The following is a 16,230-nucleotide window of genomic DNA, read 5'->3' on the forward strand; positions in this document are numbered from 1 at the left end:
CAATCATGGGGATGATAAATGCCGCACTCGCGGCATCAAGGGAGATGAGTATATAAATCAAAACGGTGACTTTTAGTGGTTACTGCGGCTTGTGCTGCAATACCGGCCAGCGGCTCAGCATAATCTGGCCGCTTAACCACCACACGTTTGGTTGCCAATGCCCGCGCCGGTGCCAGTAAGCCATCGGCGTCTTCATCAGCCCCAACAAGTGATTGGAATACCCGCATTTCCTTTTTAACCAACGCACTTTTTTGCCGGTGAGGGTACATGGGATCGAGGTAAACCACTTCCGGCCGAGGTTCTATTCCTGCCAGCGCGGTCAAACTGGATGCATGCAACAACGTTAATCGCTCGCGTAACCATGGGCCAATTTCAGCATCCTGATAACCGCGACGCAAACCGTCATCCAGCAATGCGGCGACTGCCGGATTGCGCTCCAACATTTGCACATGGCAACCCAGCGCCGCCAGAACAAAAGCATCCCGCCCGAGCCCGGCGGTGGCATCGACCACTCGCGGAAGGTAACCTTTTTTGATGCCCACGGCTTTGGCGACAGCTTCACCGCGCCCACCACCAAATTTACGCCGGTGGGCCAATGTTCCGGTGACGAAATCAACATAAATACCGCCGAGTTTCGGCTCGTCTCGCTTGCGCAGTTCGAGCCGCTCAGGTGTCAACACCAGCGCCATAATAGACTGCTCATCAGACACCAAACCCCAGCGCTCAGCCAGAATAGACAAGGCGCCGGGATCGGCGCCTGCTTCAGACAATAAACAAATACTTACCTGTGACACATTCTAGCCCTTAATACCGTAATGGCGCAGCATAGCATCCAACTGCGGCTCACGGCCACGGAAGCGCTTGAACAGAGTCATTGGCTCCTCGGAACCGCCACGGGACAGAATATTATCGAGGAATGACTGGCCAGTCGCGGCATTGAAAATACCTTCTTCTTCAAAGCGCGAGAAAGCATCAGCAGAAAGCACTTCCGCCCACAGATAGCTGTAATAGCCCGCTGCATAACCACCGGCAAAGATGTGGCTAAAGGCATGTGGGAAGCGCCCCCAGGTTGGTGATGGCACGACCGCGACCTGTTTTTTCACTTCATACAAGATCGGCAAGATCTGCGCACCGGTCAGTGGATCAAACTCATAATGCATACGGAAATCGAATAGGCCAAACTCCAGTTGGCGCAGGATAAACAGTGCCGCCTGATAATTTTTTGCCGCCAGCAGTTTGTCCAACATCTCTTGTGGCAGTGGCTCATGGGTTTCGTAATGCCCCGAAATGAACGCCAGTGCTTCGGGTTCCCAGCACCAGTTTTCCATAAACTGGCTTGGTAACTCGACTGCATCCCACGGCACGCCATTGATACCAGAGACACCCGCAGTATCAATTTTGGTCAGCATATGGTGCAAACCATGGCCAAATTCATGGAACAAGGTGGTCACTTCGTTATGGGTAAACAGCGCTGGTTTGCCGCCGACTGGCCCGTTAAAGTTGCAAGTGAGGTACGCCACCGGTTTTTGTAATTGGCCATTTGCCAATCGCAAGCTGCCCACACAATCATCCATCCAAGCTCCGCCGCGCTTGTGTTCACGGGCATACAGGTCCAGATAGAAGCTGCCGCGCAGTTCGCCACTCGCATCATATAGCTCGAAGAAACGCACATCAGGATGCCAAGTATCGACATCGTGGCGCTCTTTGGCAGTAATGCCGTAAATACGTTTCACAACCTCAAACAGCCCTTCTACCACCCGCTGTTCCGGGAAGTAAGGCCGTAATTGCTCGTCACTGATGGAGAACAAATGCTGCTTTTGTTTCTCGGAATAATAAGTGATATCCCATGCGGCCAATTCACTGACACCATAGTGTTTTTCGGTAAAAGCACGTAACTGGGCCAGCTCTTCTTCTGCTTGTGGGCGAGCGCGTTTTGCTAAATCATTTAAGAAACCCAGCACCTGTTGTGGGCTTTCGGCCATCTTCGTCGCCAGCGATTTATCGGCATAACTGTTAAAGCCCAGCAATTGAGCCAATTCATGACGCAGGGTCAGAATTTCGGCCATGATTTCGCTGTTATCCCATTTGCCCGCATTCGGCCCTTGATCTGAAGCGCGAGTGGCAAAGGCGCGGTACATTTCTTCGCGCAATTCGGCGTTATCCGCATAGGTCAGCACCGGCAGGTAACTTGGCATATCCAGTGTCAGTAACCAGCCGTCCTGCTCTTTGGCTTCGGCCATGGCTTTCGCCGCAGCTAATGCGCTTTCTGGTAGACCTTTCAGTTGTTCAACATCAGTAATCAGTTTGCTCCAACCCATGGTGGCATCGAGCACATTATTGCTGTAAGTCGACCCCAACTCAGATAAGCGAGCTACGATTTCGCCATAACGTTTTTGTTGTTCAGGTTCCAGGCCAATGCCGGATAATTGGAAATCACGTAGTGCGTTTTCTACCGCTTTGCGCTGTGGTGCGGTCAGGGCATCAAATCCCGGCCCTTCTTTCAGGCTGACATAGGCCTGATATAAACCTTTATGCTGCCCCACCCAAGTGCCGTATTCCGATAACAATGGCAAGCTTTGTTCATAAGCCGCACGCAATTCCGGGCTGTTTTTGACGGAATTTAAATGCCCAACTGGCGACCAAATGCGAGATAAGCGGTCATCGGATTCCGCCAGTGGCTGGCACAAATTATCCCATGTGAAAGGGCCAGGCTGGGCGACAACCCGCTCCACCGCTTGACGGCATTCATCCAGAGCGGATTTTACCGCAGGCACGATATCTTCAGGTCGGATAGCAGAAAATGGCGGCAGGGAGAACGGGGTCAACAGCGGATTTGTCATAAGGTTGTCCTGATTATTTTTGAATTTCAGCGCCAAACAGTGCCTGGCAGCAGAGAATAAATGATGTATTAATAATTAACATGAGGTCTGTCAGCATGAAAATCAATGGCTGAGGGCTTCACTCACGTAATTTTACTGACTGCATCGCGATGAGATATTCACCGCAAATTAATGCTTTTCACTTTTTATGCACCAGACAGTTTATACTAGTTGCCATAATGTGTTGGCTGCGGTTTCTGACGACAATGTTTTGTCACATACACGAAGAAAGACCGCAAGAAACACCGCCGCAATGTACTGAATATCAATTGGTTAAAATAAAATGTTAAGTTACCGCCATAGTTTTCACGCCGGCAACCATGCCGACGTTCTTAAACATACCGTTCAAAGCCTGATTATTGAGTCTTTGAAAGAGAAAGAAAAACCGTTCCTTTATCTGGATACTCACGCCGGTGCCGGTCGCTATCAGTTAAGCGGCGAGCATGCTGAACGCACGGGTGAATACCTCGAAGGTATCGGCCAACTGTGGCAACGCGATGACTTACCCGCTGATTTAGCCCCGTATATGAGTGCTATCAATTACTTTAACCGTGGTGAAAAGTTGCGTTATTACCCCGGTTCGCCATTAATTGCCCGTCATTTACTGCGTGAATACGACAAAATCCATCTGACTGAATTGCACCCAAGTGATTACCCACTGCTGCGCAATGAATTTGCCAAAGATGAACGCGCCAAAGTACAGCGAGCTGATGGTTATCAGCAGCTTAAATCACAACTACCGCCGCCATCACGCCGTGGTTTGGTGCTTATCGACCCGCCGTATGAGATGAAAACCGATTATCAAGACGTGGTAAAAGGCATTCAGGAAGGTTATAAGCGCTTTGCAACGGGCACTTATGCATTATGGTACCCGGTGGTTTTACGTCAGCAAATCAAACGATTATTGCGGGATCTGGAAGCCACGGGCATCCGCCGTATTTTACAAATTGAATTAGCCGTTCGCCCAGATAGCGATCAACACGGCATGACGGCCTCTGGCATGATTGTGATTAATCCACCGTGGAAACTGGAGCAGCAAATGAATACGCTGTTACCGTGGCTGCACAAAGCACTGGTGCCATCCGGCCACGGTCATACTCTGGTGAAGTGGGTAGTGCCGGAATAAGCGACCTATCAGAGCAATTGATGCAATCTTTGCGACAAAGTACTGGCAGGCGTTAAACTCTTAGGCAATTTTTTAAACGATTGGAAACGACCCTGATGACTAAACATTACGATTATCTAGCAATTGGCGGTGGCAGTGGCGGGATCGCATCTATCAACCGGGCTGCTATGTATGGCAAGAAATGTGCGCTGATCGAAGCTAAACAGCTCGGTGGCACCTGTGTGAATGTTGGTTGTGTGCCGAAAAAAGTGATGTGGCATGCTGCTCAAATTGCAGAAGCAATTCATTTATACGGCCCGGATTACGGCTTCGACACCACAGTGAATCATTTCGATTGGAAAAAGCTGATTGCCAATCGTACTGCTTACATCGATCGTATCCATCAGTCTTATGAGCGCGGCTTGGGTAATAACAAAGTGGATGTTATTCATGGTTTCGCGCGTTTTGTTGATGCGCATACCGTGGAAGTGAACGGTGAGAAGATTACCGCCGACCACATCTTGATAGCCACTGGTGGCCGCCCAAGTCACCCCAATATTCCCGGCGCTGAATACGGTATCGACTCCGATGGCTTCTTCGAGTTGGACGAGATGCCAAAACGCGTTGCTGTGGTGGGCGCTGGCTATATCGCGGTAGAAATCGCAGGTGTACTCAATGGGTTAGGTACAGAAACGCACCTGTTTGTGCGCAAACATGCCCCCCTGCGTACTTTTGATCCGTTGATTGTCGAAACCCTGCTGGAAGTGATGAACACCGAAGGGCCAAAACTGCATACTGAAGCGGTACCCAAAGCTGTTATCAAAAATGCGGATGGCAGCCTGACGCTACAACTGGAAAACGGCACTGAAGTGACTGTCGACCACCTGATTTGGGCAATCGGCCGTGAACCGGCGACGGATAACCTGAATCTGCCCGCCAGTGGTGTCAAAACCAATGAAAAAGGCTATATCGAGGTCGATAAATTCCAGAATACTAACGTCAAAGGTATCTATGCCGTTGGCGATAACACGGGCGCTGTTGAGCTAACTCCGGTGGCAGTTGCTGCGGGCCGCCGTTTATCCGAGCGCCTGTTCAATAACAAGCCGGATGAGCATCTGGATTACAGCAACATCCCGACGGTGGTATTCAGCCACCCACCAATCGGCACAATTGGTCTGACTGAGCCGCAAGCACGCGAGAAGTTTGGCGATGATCAAGTGAAAGTGTACAAATCGTCATTCACCGCGATGTACAGTGCAGTGACCCAGCACCGCCAGCCATGCCGAATGAAATTAGTTTGCGTGGGCGCGGAAGAGAAGATTGTCGGTATCCACGGCATCGGCTTCGGTATGGATGAAATCCTGCAAGGGTTCGCTGTCGCCGTGAAGATGGGCGCAACGAAGAAAGATTTCGACAACACTGTCGCTATCCACCCAACTGCTGCCGAAGAATTTGTGACAATGCGCTAAGGTCACCCAAAAAATCGTCAGAGGCTATAATCCGCAGGGTTTATAGCCTTTTTTATTGTTCTTAATTTTATCATCAGGAATATTTTTTACTTTCGCGCGGGCGACTCCCCGCCAGCTTCCAGCCAAAATTCATACCCGCAGCAGCCAGCAAAATTGCGCTAGCACCCGCCATTTGCACGGCGCTCAGGTGGTGATTGAATACTAACCAGTCGACAATAATTGCCACCACCGGATAGATAAAAGAGAGTGCGCCGACCAAGCTGGTCGGGATTTTCTGAATCGCACCATATAGCAACGAAGACATCAACCCGGTGTGGATGACGCCGATAATTAACAGTAATCCCCATGTGCTTGCTGGCAGCGATAAACCAGACCAACTCACAAAAGGTGCCAATAAAATCGCGCCAACCACCAACTGAATCAGCACAATCAGATGCGGCGGCTGGCCTTTTAGGCGCTTGATAATCGCCGCCGTGACCGCATACATAAATGCCGCCCCTAACGCCATCACCACGCCAATGAGGTAGTCGGAACCCAGGGTGATAGCCCCCTGCTGTCCGATAATAATAAGCAGCATCCCGCCAAAAGCCACCAGCAACCAACAAAACGCATTCGCCGTTAATTTCTCACCAAAAAATAGCACGCCCAGCCCAACCAGCATAAAAGGTTGAGTATGGTAGGTCACTGTTGCCACCGAAATGGAAGCATAAGAGTAAGCGCCAAACAGTAAAATCCAGTTCAACACCAGTGTAATACCGCCGATAACGGCAATGGTGATGTGCTGTCGGGTAAGCGCACCGCGCTTGAGCAACCCTAGCATGACGCAGGCCATAAACATGGCGAATGCGCCAAACACGCAGCGCCAGAATACGACTGTTATCGCGGGTTGGCCGGAGGCAATCACCGGCCAGCCGACCGTGCCAGAAATAAGCATGGCTGCAATCATTTCAATTGCACCGCGCGTTTTCACTCTCATTGGCCTTTCTCCGCCATAGTTTTGTCTGGATGCTTTTGTATTTGAATGCTTGGCACTCAACTCAAAAAATATTAAAATGAACAAGTGACTATTATGGTGAACGACAAACAGCTGTTCGTCAAGATGAACAAATAGATGATATGGTGAACAATGACTCATTCTGTGCTTAATAATTCAGACCATGCCGCAACGCCTATTGGCTTGCTTTCTGCTTCTATTCGCCGGGAACGTGAGAAGTTGGGGCTGACGGTAACAGAATTAGCTAAACGTGCAGGTATCGCGAAATCGACGTTATCGCAACTGGAAGGCGGGGCCGGTAATCCTAGTCTGGAAACCCTCTGGTCGCTAGCCATGGCACTGGATGTCCCGGTCAGTCGGTTAATCGCCCAACCGCGCCTACATGTTCAGGTGATCAGAGCGAATGAGGGCATTGCAGCCGTTTCTGAACAGGCAAATTACACCGCTACGTTACTCGCGGCCTGCCCTGCGGGTGTACAGCGCGATATTTATCGGATTAATGTTCAGCCCGGTGAACCCAGGCGCTCCCGCGCACATATGCCCGGCACCATTGAACATGTGATTATCGGCTCAGGGAGAGCCAGAGTCGGGCCGGTTGATCAGGCAATTGAATTAAGTAGCGGCGATTACATCAGTTATTCCGCTGATGTGGAGCATATTTTTGAAGCGCTGATGGCGGATACTACTGCGGTAATGATGATTGAGCACGCATAGCATTGATGGAATATATGACACAGAAAAGCCATTTACGGGCGGTAGTTCACCAATTTGGCCCCGCCAGCGAATGTGTTCAGTTGGAATCCTATACACCCGCCCTGCTTAATGCCGGTGAACTGCGGGTAAAAATGCGCTACAGCACGATTAATCCATCAGATCTGATTACCATTTCTGGCGCATATTCTGCGCGAACTCAGTTGCCACTAGTGCCCGGCTTTGAAGGGATGGGTGTTGTTGAGTCCGGTGGCGAATTTGTTGGCCAACGTGTGCTCCCGCTGGGGAGTGCTGGCGCATGGCAACAATATAAGCACTGTGATGCACAATGGTGTTTTGCCGTGCCCGACTGGCTCACCGATGAACAAGCCGCCACCAGCTATGTTAACCCGATGACCGCCTGGCTGATGCTAACAGAGACTCTCGCCGCCACTGCTGGAATGAAGATTGTGATCAGTGCGGCTAACTCGACGATTGGCTTGATGCTGATCAGAATGGCAAAGCTGTTGGGCTTGACAGTCACAGCGGTTGTCCGTCGTGCGGGGGTTGAAAGCGCATTTGAACATGCTGAACCCGATGAACTGCTTATCTTGCCGGATGCGGATAGCAGTATTTCTGTCAGCACAATACGCGCCATCAGGAGTGCTGATGCCGTGCTCGATTGTGTCGGAGGTAATAGCGCCATGAGGTTGGCAGAGAGAGTTCGGCAAGGTGGTGAATTTATCTCTTACGGGTTACTTTCTGGTGAACCAATCCCCCTTTCATTCTGGCAATATCGGCCCGATATTCGCTTTAGTTATTTCCATTTACGCCAATGGATTCATAACGCAGGCCGTGACGCGCTGGCAACTAAGCTGGACGAAATCTTCCCTTTAATTCGCGAGGGTATCGCCAGCTCACAAATTGCGGGGGAATTTGCTTTGAATGAACTGCCCGTTGCATTAAATGCCATCAGCCAGAATTTTTCTCAGGGTAAAGTTCTGATTCGCTGTAATAGCTAAAATAAAACAGGCCAGAACTCAATACTAGCCTGTTAATTACTTTTTAACTTTATTAATCAGAAACTTACTTTTACACCGAGGTTGCCGGTGTAACCGTCCATTTTACCGTCAAAAGCACGTTGGTATTTGGCATCGGCATAAATATCAACGTTATTATTCACTTTAGCGGTCACGCCAGCGCCACCTTGCCAGTAGGTTTTACTGAATTCAGGGCGGAAGCGGGCTGTATCAACAGTAACCTGTGGATTCTGACCCAATTGGTAAACCACATCAGCAGATAGATAAGGTTTAATCGTTTGCTGTTTGGTGGCCTCACTGAAAACTCGCATCCCAGCACGGGCCTGCCCGACAGAATAGGATGTACCGCTCACACCAGAAATGTCGTCACTGAAACTGTTCAGATTCAGATATTGATATTTCAGTTGCCCTTGAGGTTCTACCTTCCAGCTTCCCGCAAGGGAATACGCCTGACCGACTTCGGCGGAGAGCGCCACACCATAGCCATTTTGTTTGGCGTCATGCTGGCTTTGGTAATTGTTGCGGTATAACGTTCCTTGCCCGACGAGATCAACATAGCCGCCTTGCTGGGTCACCATTTGATAGTAACCGCCTAGCCCATAGGCATCTGTTTTAATTTTTCCGGTATTGATTGAAAGGTCTGAGCGCAGCGCCCTGGCCGTATCTTGAGTATCCGTATCCTGTTTACCCAATGTCACCATTACACCGGCCGTCACTTCAGTTCCCGCTGCATTTTCAGCCTGATAAAAATCATGTCCTAACTGCGCAAACCAGATATCGGAATCGTAGTTAAAACGGCCGGCCTCAAACTTATTATGTTGGCCACTGATTCGGCCCCAAGACCCCTGGCTAAAGCCATTCGCGGAGCCACTTACGCCCCCTCGGCGCTCATGTAAGCTACCCAAAGTGGTAAAACCGTAGAAAGCATTTAACCAAGGAGCGGCAATATAACCCGGTACTTCTTGGCGATAAGCAATCACCGGTGTTCCTGGGTCAACTGGAACTATCGGGTCCACTGGCGCTTCTGGGTCTACTGGAACTATCGGGTCTACTGGCGGCGCTATCGGGTCGACAGGGATAACAGGAGCCAAGTTAGATTGTAAATTCCAGTTGTGCGCATCAAGTTGATACAGGAAATATTCATAAGCACCGGCAACCACTGAATCGTTCATCGCAAAATGGCCAGTGCTACTATCACCATCAACAGTAATCAGATTAATACCGTTTCCGGTCGTCAAAGCCCCCAAACCACCCTGATTAATAACCTGTACGGCATGGCTACCCTGTGCATCACCTATCACATGCAGTTTATCTGTTGGAGAACTGTCATCGCCCAATTGTGCATTAAAGGTCAATGTACTATTGCCGGTTAAATTGCCATTCACGGTTAACGTACTGAAACTATATGGTGTACGAGCCTGAATACGACTGGCGGCTTGAGTAAAGTTTATCTGCCCCAATACATTCATTGACTCAACATCAGCATCGCCTGTCAAATTCCAAATACTGCTGTCATCGATATCAATACTCTTGGCATTACGGGCAGCACCCTGCCAAACCGAATTATTTTTCAGCGTGAGGTTAACATTGTTATTGTCATCGGCTTGAATATCGCCAACCAACACAGAATGGTTATCAGCATTCAGATTCACATGACTAACAAGGTTCAATGGCGCAGAAACGGTGCCGGTATTGGTCGAGGCATTCACCAGCAAGCCGTTACCGCCACTCAGTTGCGAACCATTTTTCACATCAATATTAATGCTTGCGCCATAAGCCCGCACCCCCGCCCCCTGCTCACTGACGACTTGGGCATTATCCAATGTAGCCTGACTATAATCAGTCGTTGAACTGGTCGCGTAGATCCCACCGGCATTCACACCAGTGGTATTGATTTGGCTATCCGTCAACAAAATGCTGCTCCTGGTTTGCAACCACAAAGCATAAGCACTGGCACCGGTGGATGTTCCGGTCATATTTTTGACATTAAGAGAGGAACTGGCAAAGGTCCCAAGAACCATACCGGAGTCACCCGTGGTATCGACTGTCGCCCCATCAAGATTGAGGTTACCGCCCCGAGCTGCGGTGGTGCCTATGCTGCCGACCCCCGCAGTCGAAATAGTCATATTGGTGGCATTAAAAATCGATTCTGAGTAAATACCATGCGAACTATTTCCGGTCGTTTTGACGACGGTGTTGTCAACAACTGCTTTGCCTCGGTTCTCAATAGCCGTGGCACCATCTCCCTCAGTAATCACTTCAGAGTGGCTAACTTTCACTGATGACGTATTATCCGGCACCCAAATTCCCATGGCGTAAGTGCCTTGGGAGTGGTAGGAACCACCATTAATCGTGACATCAGCATTCATATTAACGTTAACCATCGTTGCGGTGCCGCTGCGAGAAATCGCATTGATGTTATTTAAGATGATTACTGCTTTATTGGTCGAGCTGTTGCCCATTGCACGCAATACCGCGCCAGAAGCTAAATCAATATTGGCATTACTGACTGTGGCCGAGCCTGTAATATCAAGTACCTGATAAATATTTCCCGTGGCCGTCAGGCCATCCATCGTTATACTCGAACCCCGGCCGACACTCACACCGGCAGAGCCATTGGTCATATTAATAGTTGTGTCGTTCAGAGTAGCATTTACGCCACCATCACCAATATAAACACCCGTACCACCGCCAACCCCGGTATTATTAATCACATTATTCGCACCGGTTAATGTGCTGCCCAAGTCACTCAAATAAATACCATAACTGCCACCACCACCGGCGTTGAATATCGAATTATTCAGTATTAATGCCGTTCCAGATTTTCCTGAAATCCCGTAAGCAGATGTCCCACTGGTCGTTATTTCAGTACCATTAATTTCGGTGCGACTCCCTAAGCCTGTAGAGGAAATGCCATAACTTTGTTGGCCTACAGTGGTAATTGTCCCATCCTCTACTATCACCGTGCCTTTATTATTACTGATGCCATAGGCGACTACACCTTGAGTATTTATCGAGGAGCCGTTCAAATGCAACGAGCCGCCATTAGTGACATTAGCACCATCAGCGCCACGGCCCGCCGTATTGATAGTGAGGTCAGATTCGCCCGTGATGGCGCTATCAGGCCCTTGAACAGCAACTGCTGACAGGTAGTCACCGTCAGTACCATACTCACCAGAAATGGAAGTGGAAGTACCATCCGTAACACTTATAGTTTGAGCGGCCCAACTATAAATAGGGCTAAAAAGAGGAATGAGAAGGCTGGCCAGCAGCGTTTTACGGAAGCAGGGTAAGAGTATTATGTTATTTATGTTCATGTTCACAACCTGGTTTTACAAAGAAATATCAAATAGAGAAATTATTTATGGGTCTTGTTTTGCTTGTATTATTTATATTTATTCGCGAGGTTTAACTTTAAGAAATAATTAACCTAGCGCATTAGTAATATATGTATTAAAAAAGACATTTAATATGGGAACACGCCACGCCATTTGTAGGTAATTTCCTACTCAATATAAATACAGGCTTAATCAGCACGTTAAGGTGACTTAATAAAAGATATTGATGCTAATTTCAGCATTGTAAAACACTGGAATTTATCTGCTGCGGTTGTGATAGACGTCTACTCTGCTATTATCAACAGATAAGCCGCCATTTTGTGTCATATTTTGTAGAATAATCACCTGCATAAGGCATGGATTAACATATTCGAGGAGAATTATGCCGAACGCACCGCGAGACAACCCAGCACCGCTGACCGCTGGGATTGAAACTGGCAAAAAAGCAATTTCCTTCATGGCACGGATAACTGACTGCGTAAAAGCGCACCCCGCCATAGCCCATATTATCCGTGCAACAGAACGTTTCAATGATAGGCTGGGCAGTCAGTTTGGCGCCGCTATTACTTATTTTTCATTTCTGTCACTTATTCCTATTTTGATGGTTTCTTTTGCCGCCGTGGGTTTTGTATTAGCCTCTAACCCCGACTTATTGGCTGAATTAATTAACAAAATTGTTAATACCATCAGTGACCCAAGTTTGGCCGCCACCCTTAAAAATACCGTGAATACCGCTATTCAGCAGCGCACGACCGTGGGATTAACCGGCTTAGTGATTGCGCTTTATTCTGGTATCAGTTGGATGGGAAACCTACGCGAAGCTATTCGTGCGCAGTCACGGGATGTATGGGAACGCAATCCACAAGATCAGGAAAAGTTTTATTACCGCTATGCCCGTGATTTTATCTCACTCACCGGGTTGGTTATCGCGCTAATTATTACCCTTTCACTCACATCAATTGCAGGTGCGGCACAGTCTGCAATTGTCGATGCATTAGGGCTGGGAGGGATTGAGTGGTTGCGCCCGGTCATGACACTGATTGCCTTGTCTATCTCTATTGCGGCTAATTATCTGTTATTCCTGTGGATATTCTGGATTCTGCCGCGACATAAACCGAAGAAAAAAGCGCTGCTGCGGGGCACCCTGATTGCTGCTATCGGCTTTGAAATAATCAAATTCATCATGACCATGATGTTACCGCGCCTTGCCAGCTCTCCATCGGGAGCAGCCTTTGGCTCCGTGATTGGCTTAATGGCCTTTTTCTACTTTTTCGCGCGCTTGACCTTATTTTGTGCTGCCTGGATAGCAACAGCCCGCTATGCCGAGGACGGAACCTTACCTCAAGAGTCGAGCAATAAAGAACCACAATAGTTCGAACATGCCAGTTAGAACTCATTAACTGGCATGTTATTCTCCAAAGAAACTCGCCATATCTCGCTATAAATTCCACCGGATAAGGTTAATGCCCCATAATGAGAAATAAGCATTATGGGGTTTGCCCGCGCGACAGATTTCTCACTACACTGATGGCTCGTCATTGATAATGAAAGGGAAAGCATGTCTCGTTATATAAAAAAGCCGTGGTTTTTACTCATATTGCTGATAATTACTCTGCTCGGCATTGGGTATAAGTTGCGCTTTAGCAATGCGGACGCGCTGTGGAAAATCGTTAGCCAGCAATGTGTTCCCCATATGGAGGCGGAGCATAATCCACAACCTTGCGTGGCGGTCGATAAACAAGCGGGTTTCGTGGTGTATAAAGACATGCACGGGCCATTGCAGTATTTGTTGATGCCGACGGCGAAAATCAGCGGCATAGAAAGCCCACCGTTATTAGACTCCAGCGCGCCAAACTATTTTTTTGATGCCTGGCAAGCGCGCCATTTTATGGCGGATAAGTACGGCGCTCCCATTGATGATGCGGATATCTCGCTCGCCATAAACTCAAAATATGGCCGCAGTCAGGATCAATTACATATTCATATTTCTTGCCTAAATCCGCAGGTAAAAGCCGCACTGAAGGCACAAGCCGCCAATTTCCGTCAGCAGTGGCAACCCTTGCCGGGGGGCTTATTGGGCCATGATTATCTGGTACGGCGGGCTACGGCGGAGGAATTACAACAATCAGGTGCTTTTCGTCTGTTAGCGGATGAGATACCAGAAGCGAAAAATGAAATGGGCCGTTATGGTTTAGCTATGACAGCATTACCGGATGGCACTTTTTTACTCCTCGCCAGCAAAGCTAGCTTGGCCAAATTGCATCGGGCATCGGTGGAGGAGTTGCAAGATCACAGCTGTAAACTGCTCCCCCAACCACCGAGACATTAAAGCATTATTTTTTCTGCTTCATTTTTTGTAGGAATGGCGTGCACTGGTTTTCCTCTGCCTCACTAGGGGAAATCAGTGCTAACAACGCGGCGGCGGGAGTAAGTGCCACCCCCAAAACGGCGGCAACTGCGCCACGAGCAAGCAAAGGCCCCGCTTTGACCCCCGCATCCGGCTGTTTAAATGTTCCTTTCACATACAGCGGAGAACGCAAGGTCAGGATTCGCAGCCCTTTACTCTCCGGATCAATGGATAAATCCAGCCGCTCAGTAGCAAAATTGATATTACCGGTAATGTTGATAATGGCATTCTCGGTATCAATGACAAACAAACGTGGCGTGGCCAAACCATGACGTATTTGAACATCCGCCACCGCACAGTTAATTTTGACCTCATCATCACCAAACAGCTTCGCCACCAGATAGTTACCCACATTCAGACCGAGTAACTCCATCAAGCTACGGCTAATTAACCCCTGATTCAGTAACAAACGCAGGTTGCCATTACTGGTGGCAAGCAGAGAAGCAACCGAGTTGCCCGTGGCAGTAAATGACGCATCGCCATTTAATTGCCCCAAGCTGTTTCGCATCGCCTGTACCTGTGGCAATAGCTCTTTGAGTTGCAAGCGGCGGGCATGTAAATCAATTTTTCCGTGCATGGGGTCTTGGTTGCCGTTGAGGCGCAGAGTGGCATTGAGGTTCCCCCCCGCCATGCCAAATCGTAGTGGGTCGAGCAGCAATTCCCCATTATTAAGCACCACGTGAGTGGACAGGTCAGTCAGCGGTAATGATTTATCACGATCGATACGCTTAGCGGCATAAGTGACATCAGCATCCATCACAGCCCAACTTTTGGTATCAAACTTCTCAGTCGGCAACACCTTATTGCTGGGTTGGCGGCTGCGCTCACCACGGTTGGCTTTTTCCTGATTGGAGTCAGCACCAATCAAAGGAGCCAAATCAGCAAAACGCAATTTATTGGATGACATATTGCCGATTAATTTCGGGCGAGGCTGACTGCTGGTGTAAGTCAGGTTGCCATGGATATCACTGTCACCAATTTTTCCATTAAAGTTTTCATAGCGATAAACGGCTCCCCCCGCCTGCTTGAGGCTCGCAATTAAGTGGCCATCAGTGTTGTAAGGAGGAGTGGCGGGCAGTAGCACCCCAATCAACGGGTAGAGGTTATCCAGGCTGACACCAGAGAATTTCAATTGCAGATCTAACCCCGCTAAATTGCCGGGGTCAGTTAATGTACCGGCCACTACGACGCGGGTGGAACCTGAGCGAACATCCGCCTGCAATGGGAAGGGAATGCTCGCGTCACTCATCGACAACATACCGCCGATTTTGCCGCTGCCGGTCAAAGGCTGGCTCTGATACTTACCATCAACTTTCCAACCGAACACAAAATCTGGCGCATTATTCTGCCGCTTTTCAGCAGGTTGCTTATCCTTTTTCTCATCACGCGCACCGGCCACCTCAGCAAACGGCAGCGGCTTACCAAGCGGGTCTATCACCGCATGCAAATCCGCTTTCAGCACAGCATCTTTCAGAGTGATATTGCCGCGATCAAAGACAATATCATTGATGTTCACCGACCAATCTGAGGAAGCGCTCTTATCTTCAGCAGGACTGTTGGCCAGATTAAACGTCCAATTATTCTTACCATTTGCCAGACGCAGTAAGTTGGCATCCGGTTGCGTCAGCCAGATACGCGGTATCAAGACTTCCTTCGCCAGCAAGGCCAATGGCGCAATGCTGGCATCAATCCGCTTCAGGGTGACCATATCTCCGGCAGGAAATGCCGTAGTGTGTGTCTTGTCCTTTGCATCGCCGGTCTGACCATTCGCTTTATCACTGGCTAAGTTTGGCGGGTTGCCCAGCACCAAATCCTCAGCGTGGATATGCGGCCACGGCACCCAACCACGCCAGCCAGGTTCATCACCTTTACGTGACCAATCCACCCCAAGGTTGCCACGGATGGCGAAAGGTCGTTGCAGTTCAGTAGAGACTTTTTCATTAATGGTTGGCTTTAGACGATTCCAGTCGAAAGTCATAATAAACACGATGGCTGCTACCAGTAGCAGCAGAATAACCCCGACAATGCCCGTCAGCACTTTTCCGGTTTTGGTCATAACAGCTCCATGCCAGTACTCATGATGTTAAAACACTCAAAATAATTCGAGTTGCAGGAAGGCGGCAAGTTGAGAGACAAATTGGTCGGAACCGATTTGAACAGCATTTATGCTAGCCCGTAGGGCGAGCGAGAGCAGCCAACACACATGCAGCTTGAAATATGATGAGTATAGTGTGGATTAAAGACCACTTTAACCATAGTCGAGAATGAAGCAGGAGGGCAGGTTGAGGAAAAGAACTGCTTGTTTATT

At 49.0% G+C, this 16,230-nt stretch carries 11 protein-coding genes; 6 read left to right on the plus strand and 5 right to left on the minus strand.

Translation table 11 applies throughout. The annotated features are described in order from the left end of the window. Positions 1 to 35: 35 nt before the first annotated feature. Entirely contained in the window at positions 36 to 794 is a 759-nt protein-coding gene (gene rsmJ / locus F0T03_RS20725) for a 16S rRNA (guanine(1516)-N(2))-methyltransferase RsmJ (protein WP_159680439.1), read from the minus strand. Positions 795 to 797: 3 nt separating this feature from the next. Continuing rightward, positions 798 to 2,840 carry an oligopeptidase A gene (gene prlC / locus F0T03_RS20730; RefSeq protein ID WP_159680441.1) on the minus strand — a complete coding sequence of 681 codons (2,043 nt, stop codon included), beginning with the start codon at positions 2,838 to 2,840 and terminating at the stop codon, positions 798 to 800. Between the two features lie 322 nt (positions 2,841 to 3,162). On the opposite strand from prlC, the gene F0T03_RS20735 reads away from it, so the two are divergent. Then, positions 3,163 to 4,005, plus strand: coding sequence for a 23S rRNA (adenine(2030)-N(6))-methyltransferase RlmJ (locus tag F0T03_RS20735; protein WP_145555385.1), 843 nt, complete (start codon positions 3,163 to 3,165; stop codon positions 4,003 to 4,005). Positions 4,006 to 4,100: 95 nt separating this feature from the next. Continuing rightward, on the plus strand, positions 4,101 to 5,453 hold the full coding sequence (gorA, locus tag F0T03_RS20740; protein ID WP_145555384.1) for a glutathione-disulfide reductase: 1,353 nt from the start codon (positions 4,101 to 4,103) through the stop codon (positions 5,451 to 5,453). Between the two features lie 73 nt (positions 5,454 to 5,526). Here the strand turns inward: gorA and F0T03_RS20745 are convergent, their stop codons facing one another. Next, entirely contained in the window at positions 5,527 to 6,429 is a 903-nt protein-coding gene (locus tag F0T03_RS20745; protein WP_145555383.1) for a DMT family transporter, read from the minus strand. 150 nt (positions 6,430 to 6,579) lie between these two features. Between F0T03_RS20745 and F0T03_RS20750 the strand changes: the two genes are divergently transcribed. After that, positions 6,580 to 7,161, plus strand: coding sequence for a helix-turn-helix domain-containing protein (locus tag F0T03_RS20750; protein WP_159680444.1), 582 nt, complete (start codon positions 6,580 to 6,582; stop codon positions 7,159 to 7,161). 14 nt (positions 7,162 to 7,175) lie between these two features. Further along, positions 7,176 to 8,159: a zinc-dependent alcohol dehydrogenase family protein gene (locus tag F0T03_RS20755; protein WP_246169916.1), complete on the plus strand. Its 984-nt coding sequence runs from the start codon at positions 7,176 to 7,178 to the stop codon at positions 8,157 to 8,159. A gap of 56 nt (positions 8,160 to 8,215) precedes the next feature. Here the strand turns inward: F0T03_RS20755 and F0T03_RS20760 are convergent, their stop codons facing one another. Continuing rightward, entirely contained in the window at positions 8,216 to 11,494 is a 3,279-nt protein-coding gene (locus tag F0T03_RS20760) for an autotransporter outer membrane beta-barrel domain-containing protein (protein WP_159680449.1), read from the minus strand. A gap of 403 nt (positions 11,495 to 11,897) precedes the next feature. Between F0T03_RS20760 and yhjD the strand changes: the two genes are divergently transcribed. After that, a complete protein-coding gene (gene yhjD / locus F0T03_RS20765; RefSeq protein WP_159680462.1) occupies positions 11,898 to 12,887 on the plus strand; it encodes an inner membrane protein YhjD in 990 nt (329 codons plus the stop codon). 186 nt (positions 12,888 to 13,073) lie between these two features. Next, positions 13,074 to 13,844, plus strand: a complete 771-nt coding sequence (locus F0T03_RS20770; protein ID WP_159680465.1) for a CDP-diacylglycerol diphosphatase — start codon at positions 13,074 to 13,076, stop codon at positions 13,842 to 13,844. 4 nt (positions 13,845 to 13,848) lie between these two features. On the opposite strand, the gene F0T03_RS20775 is transcribed toward F0T03_RS20770, so the two are convergent. Beyond that, the gene (locus F0T03_RS20775) at positions 13,849 to 15,978 is read right to left on the minus strand and encodes an AsmA family protein (RefSeq protein ID WP_145562209.1); all 2,130 of its coding nucleotides are present in this window, start codon (positions 15,976 to 15,978) and stop codon (positions 13,849 to 13,851) included. Between the last annotated feature and the right edge of the window lie 252 nt (positions 15,979 to 16,230).

The sequence above is a fragment of the Yersinia canariae genome (genome assembly GCF_009831415.1).
GTDB lineage: Bacteria > Pseudomonadota > Gammaproteobacteria > Enterobacterales > Enterobacteriaceae > Yersinia > Yersinia canariae.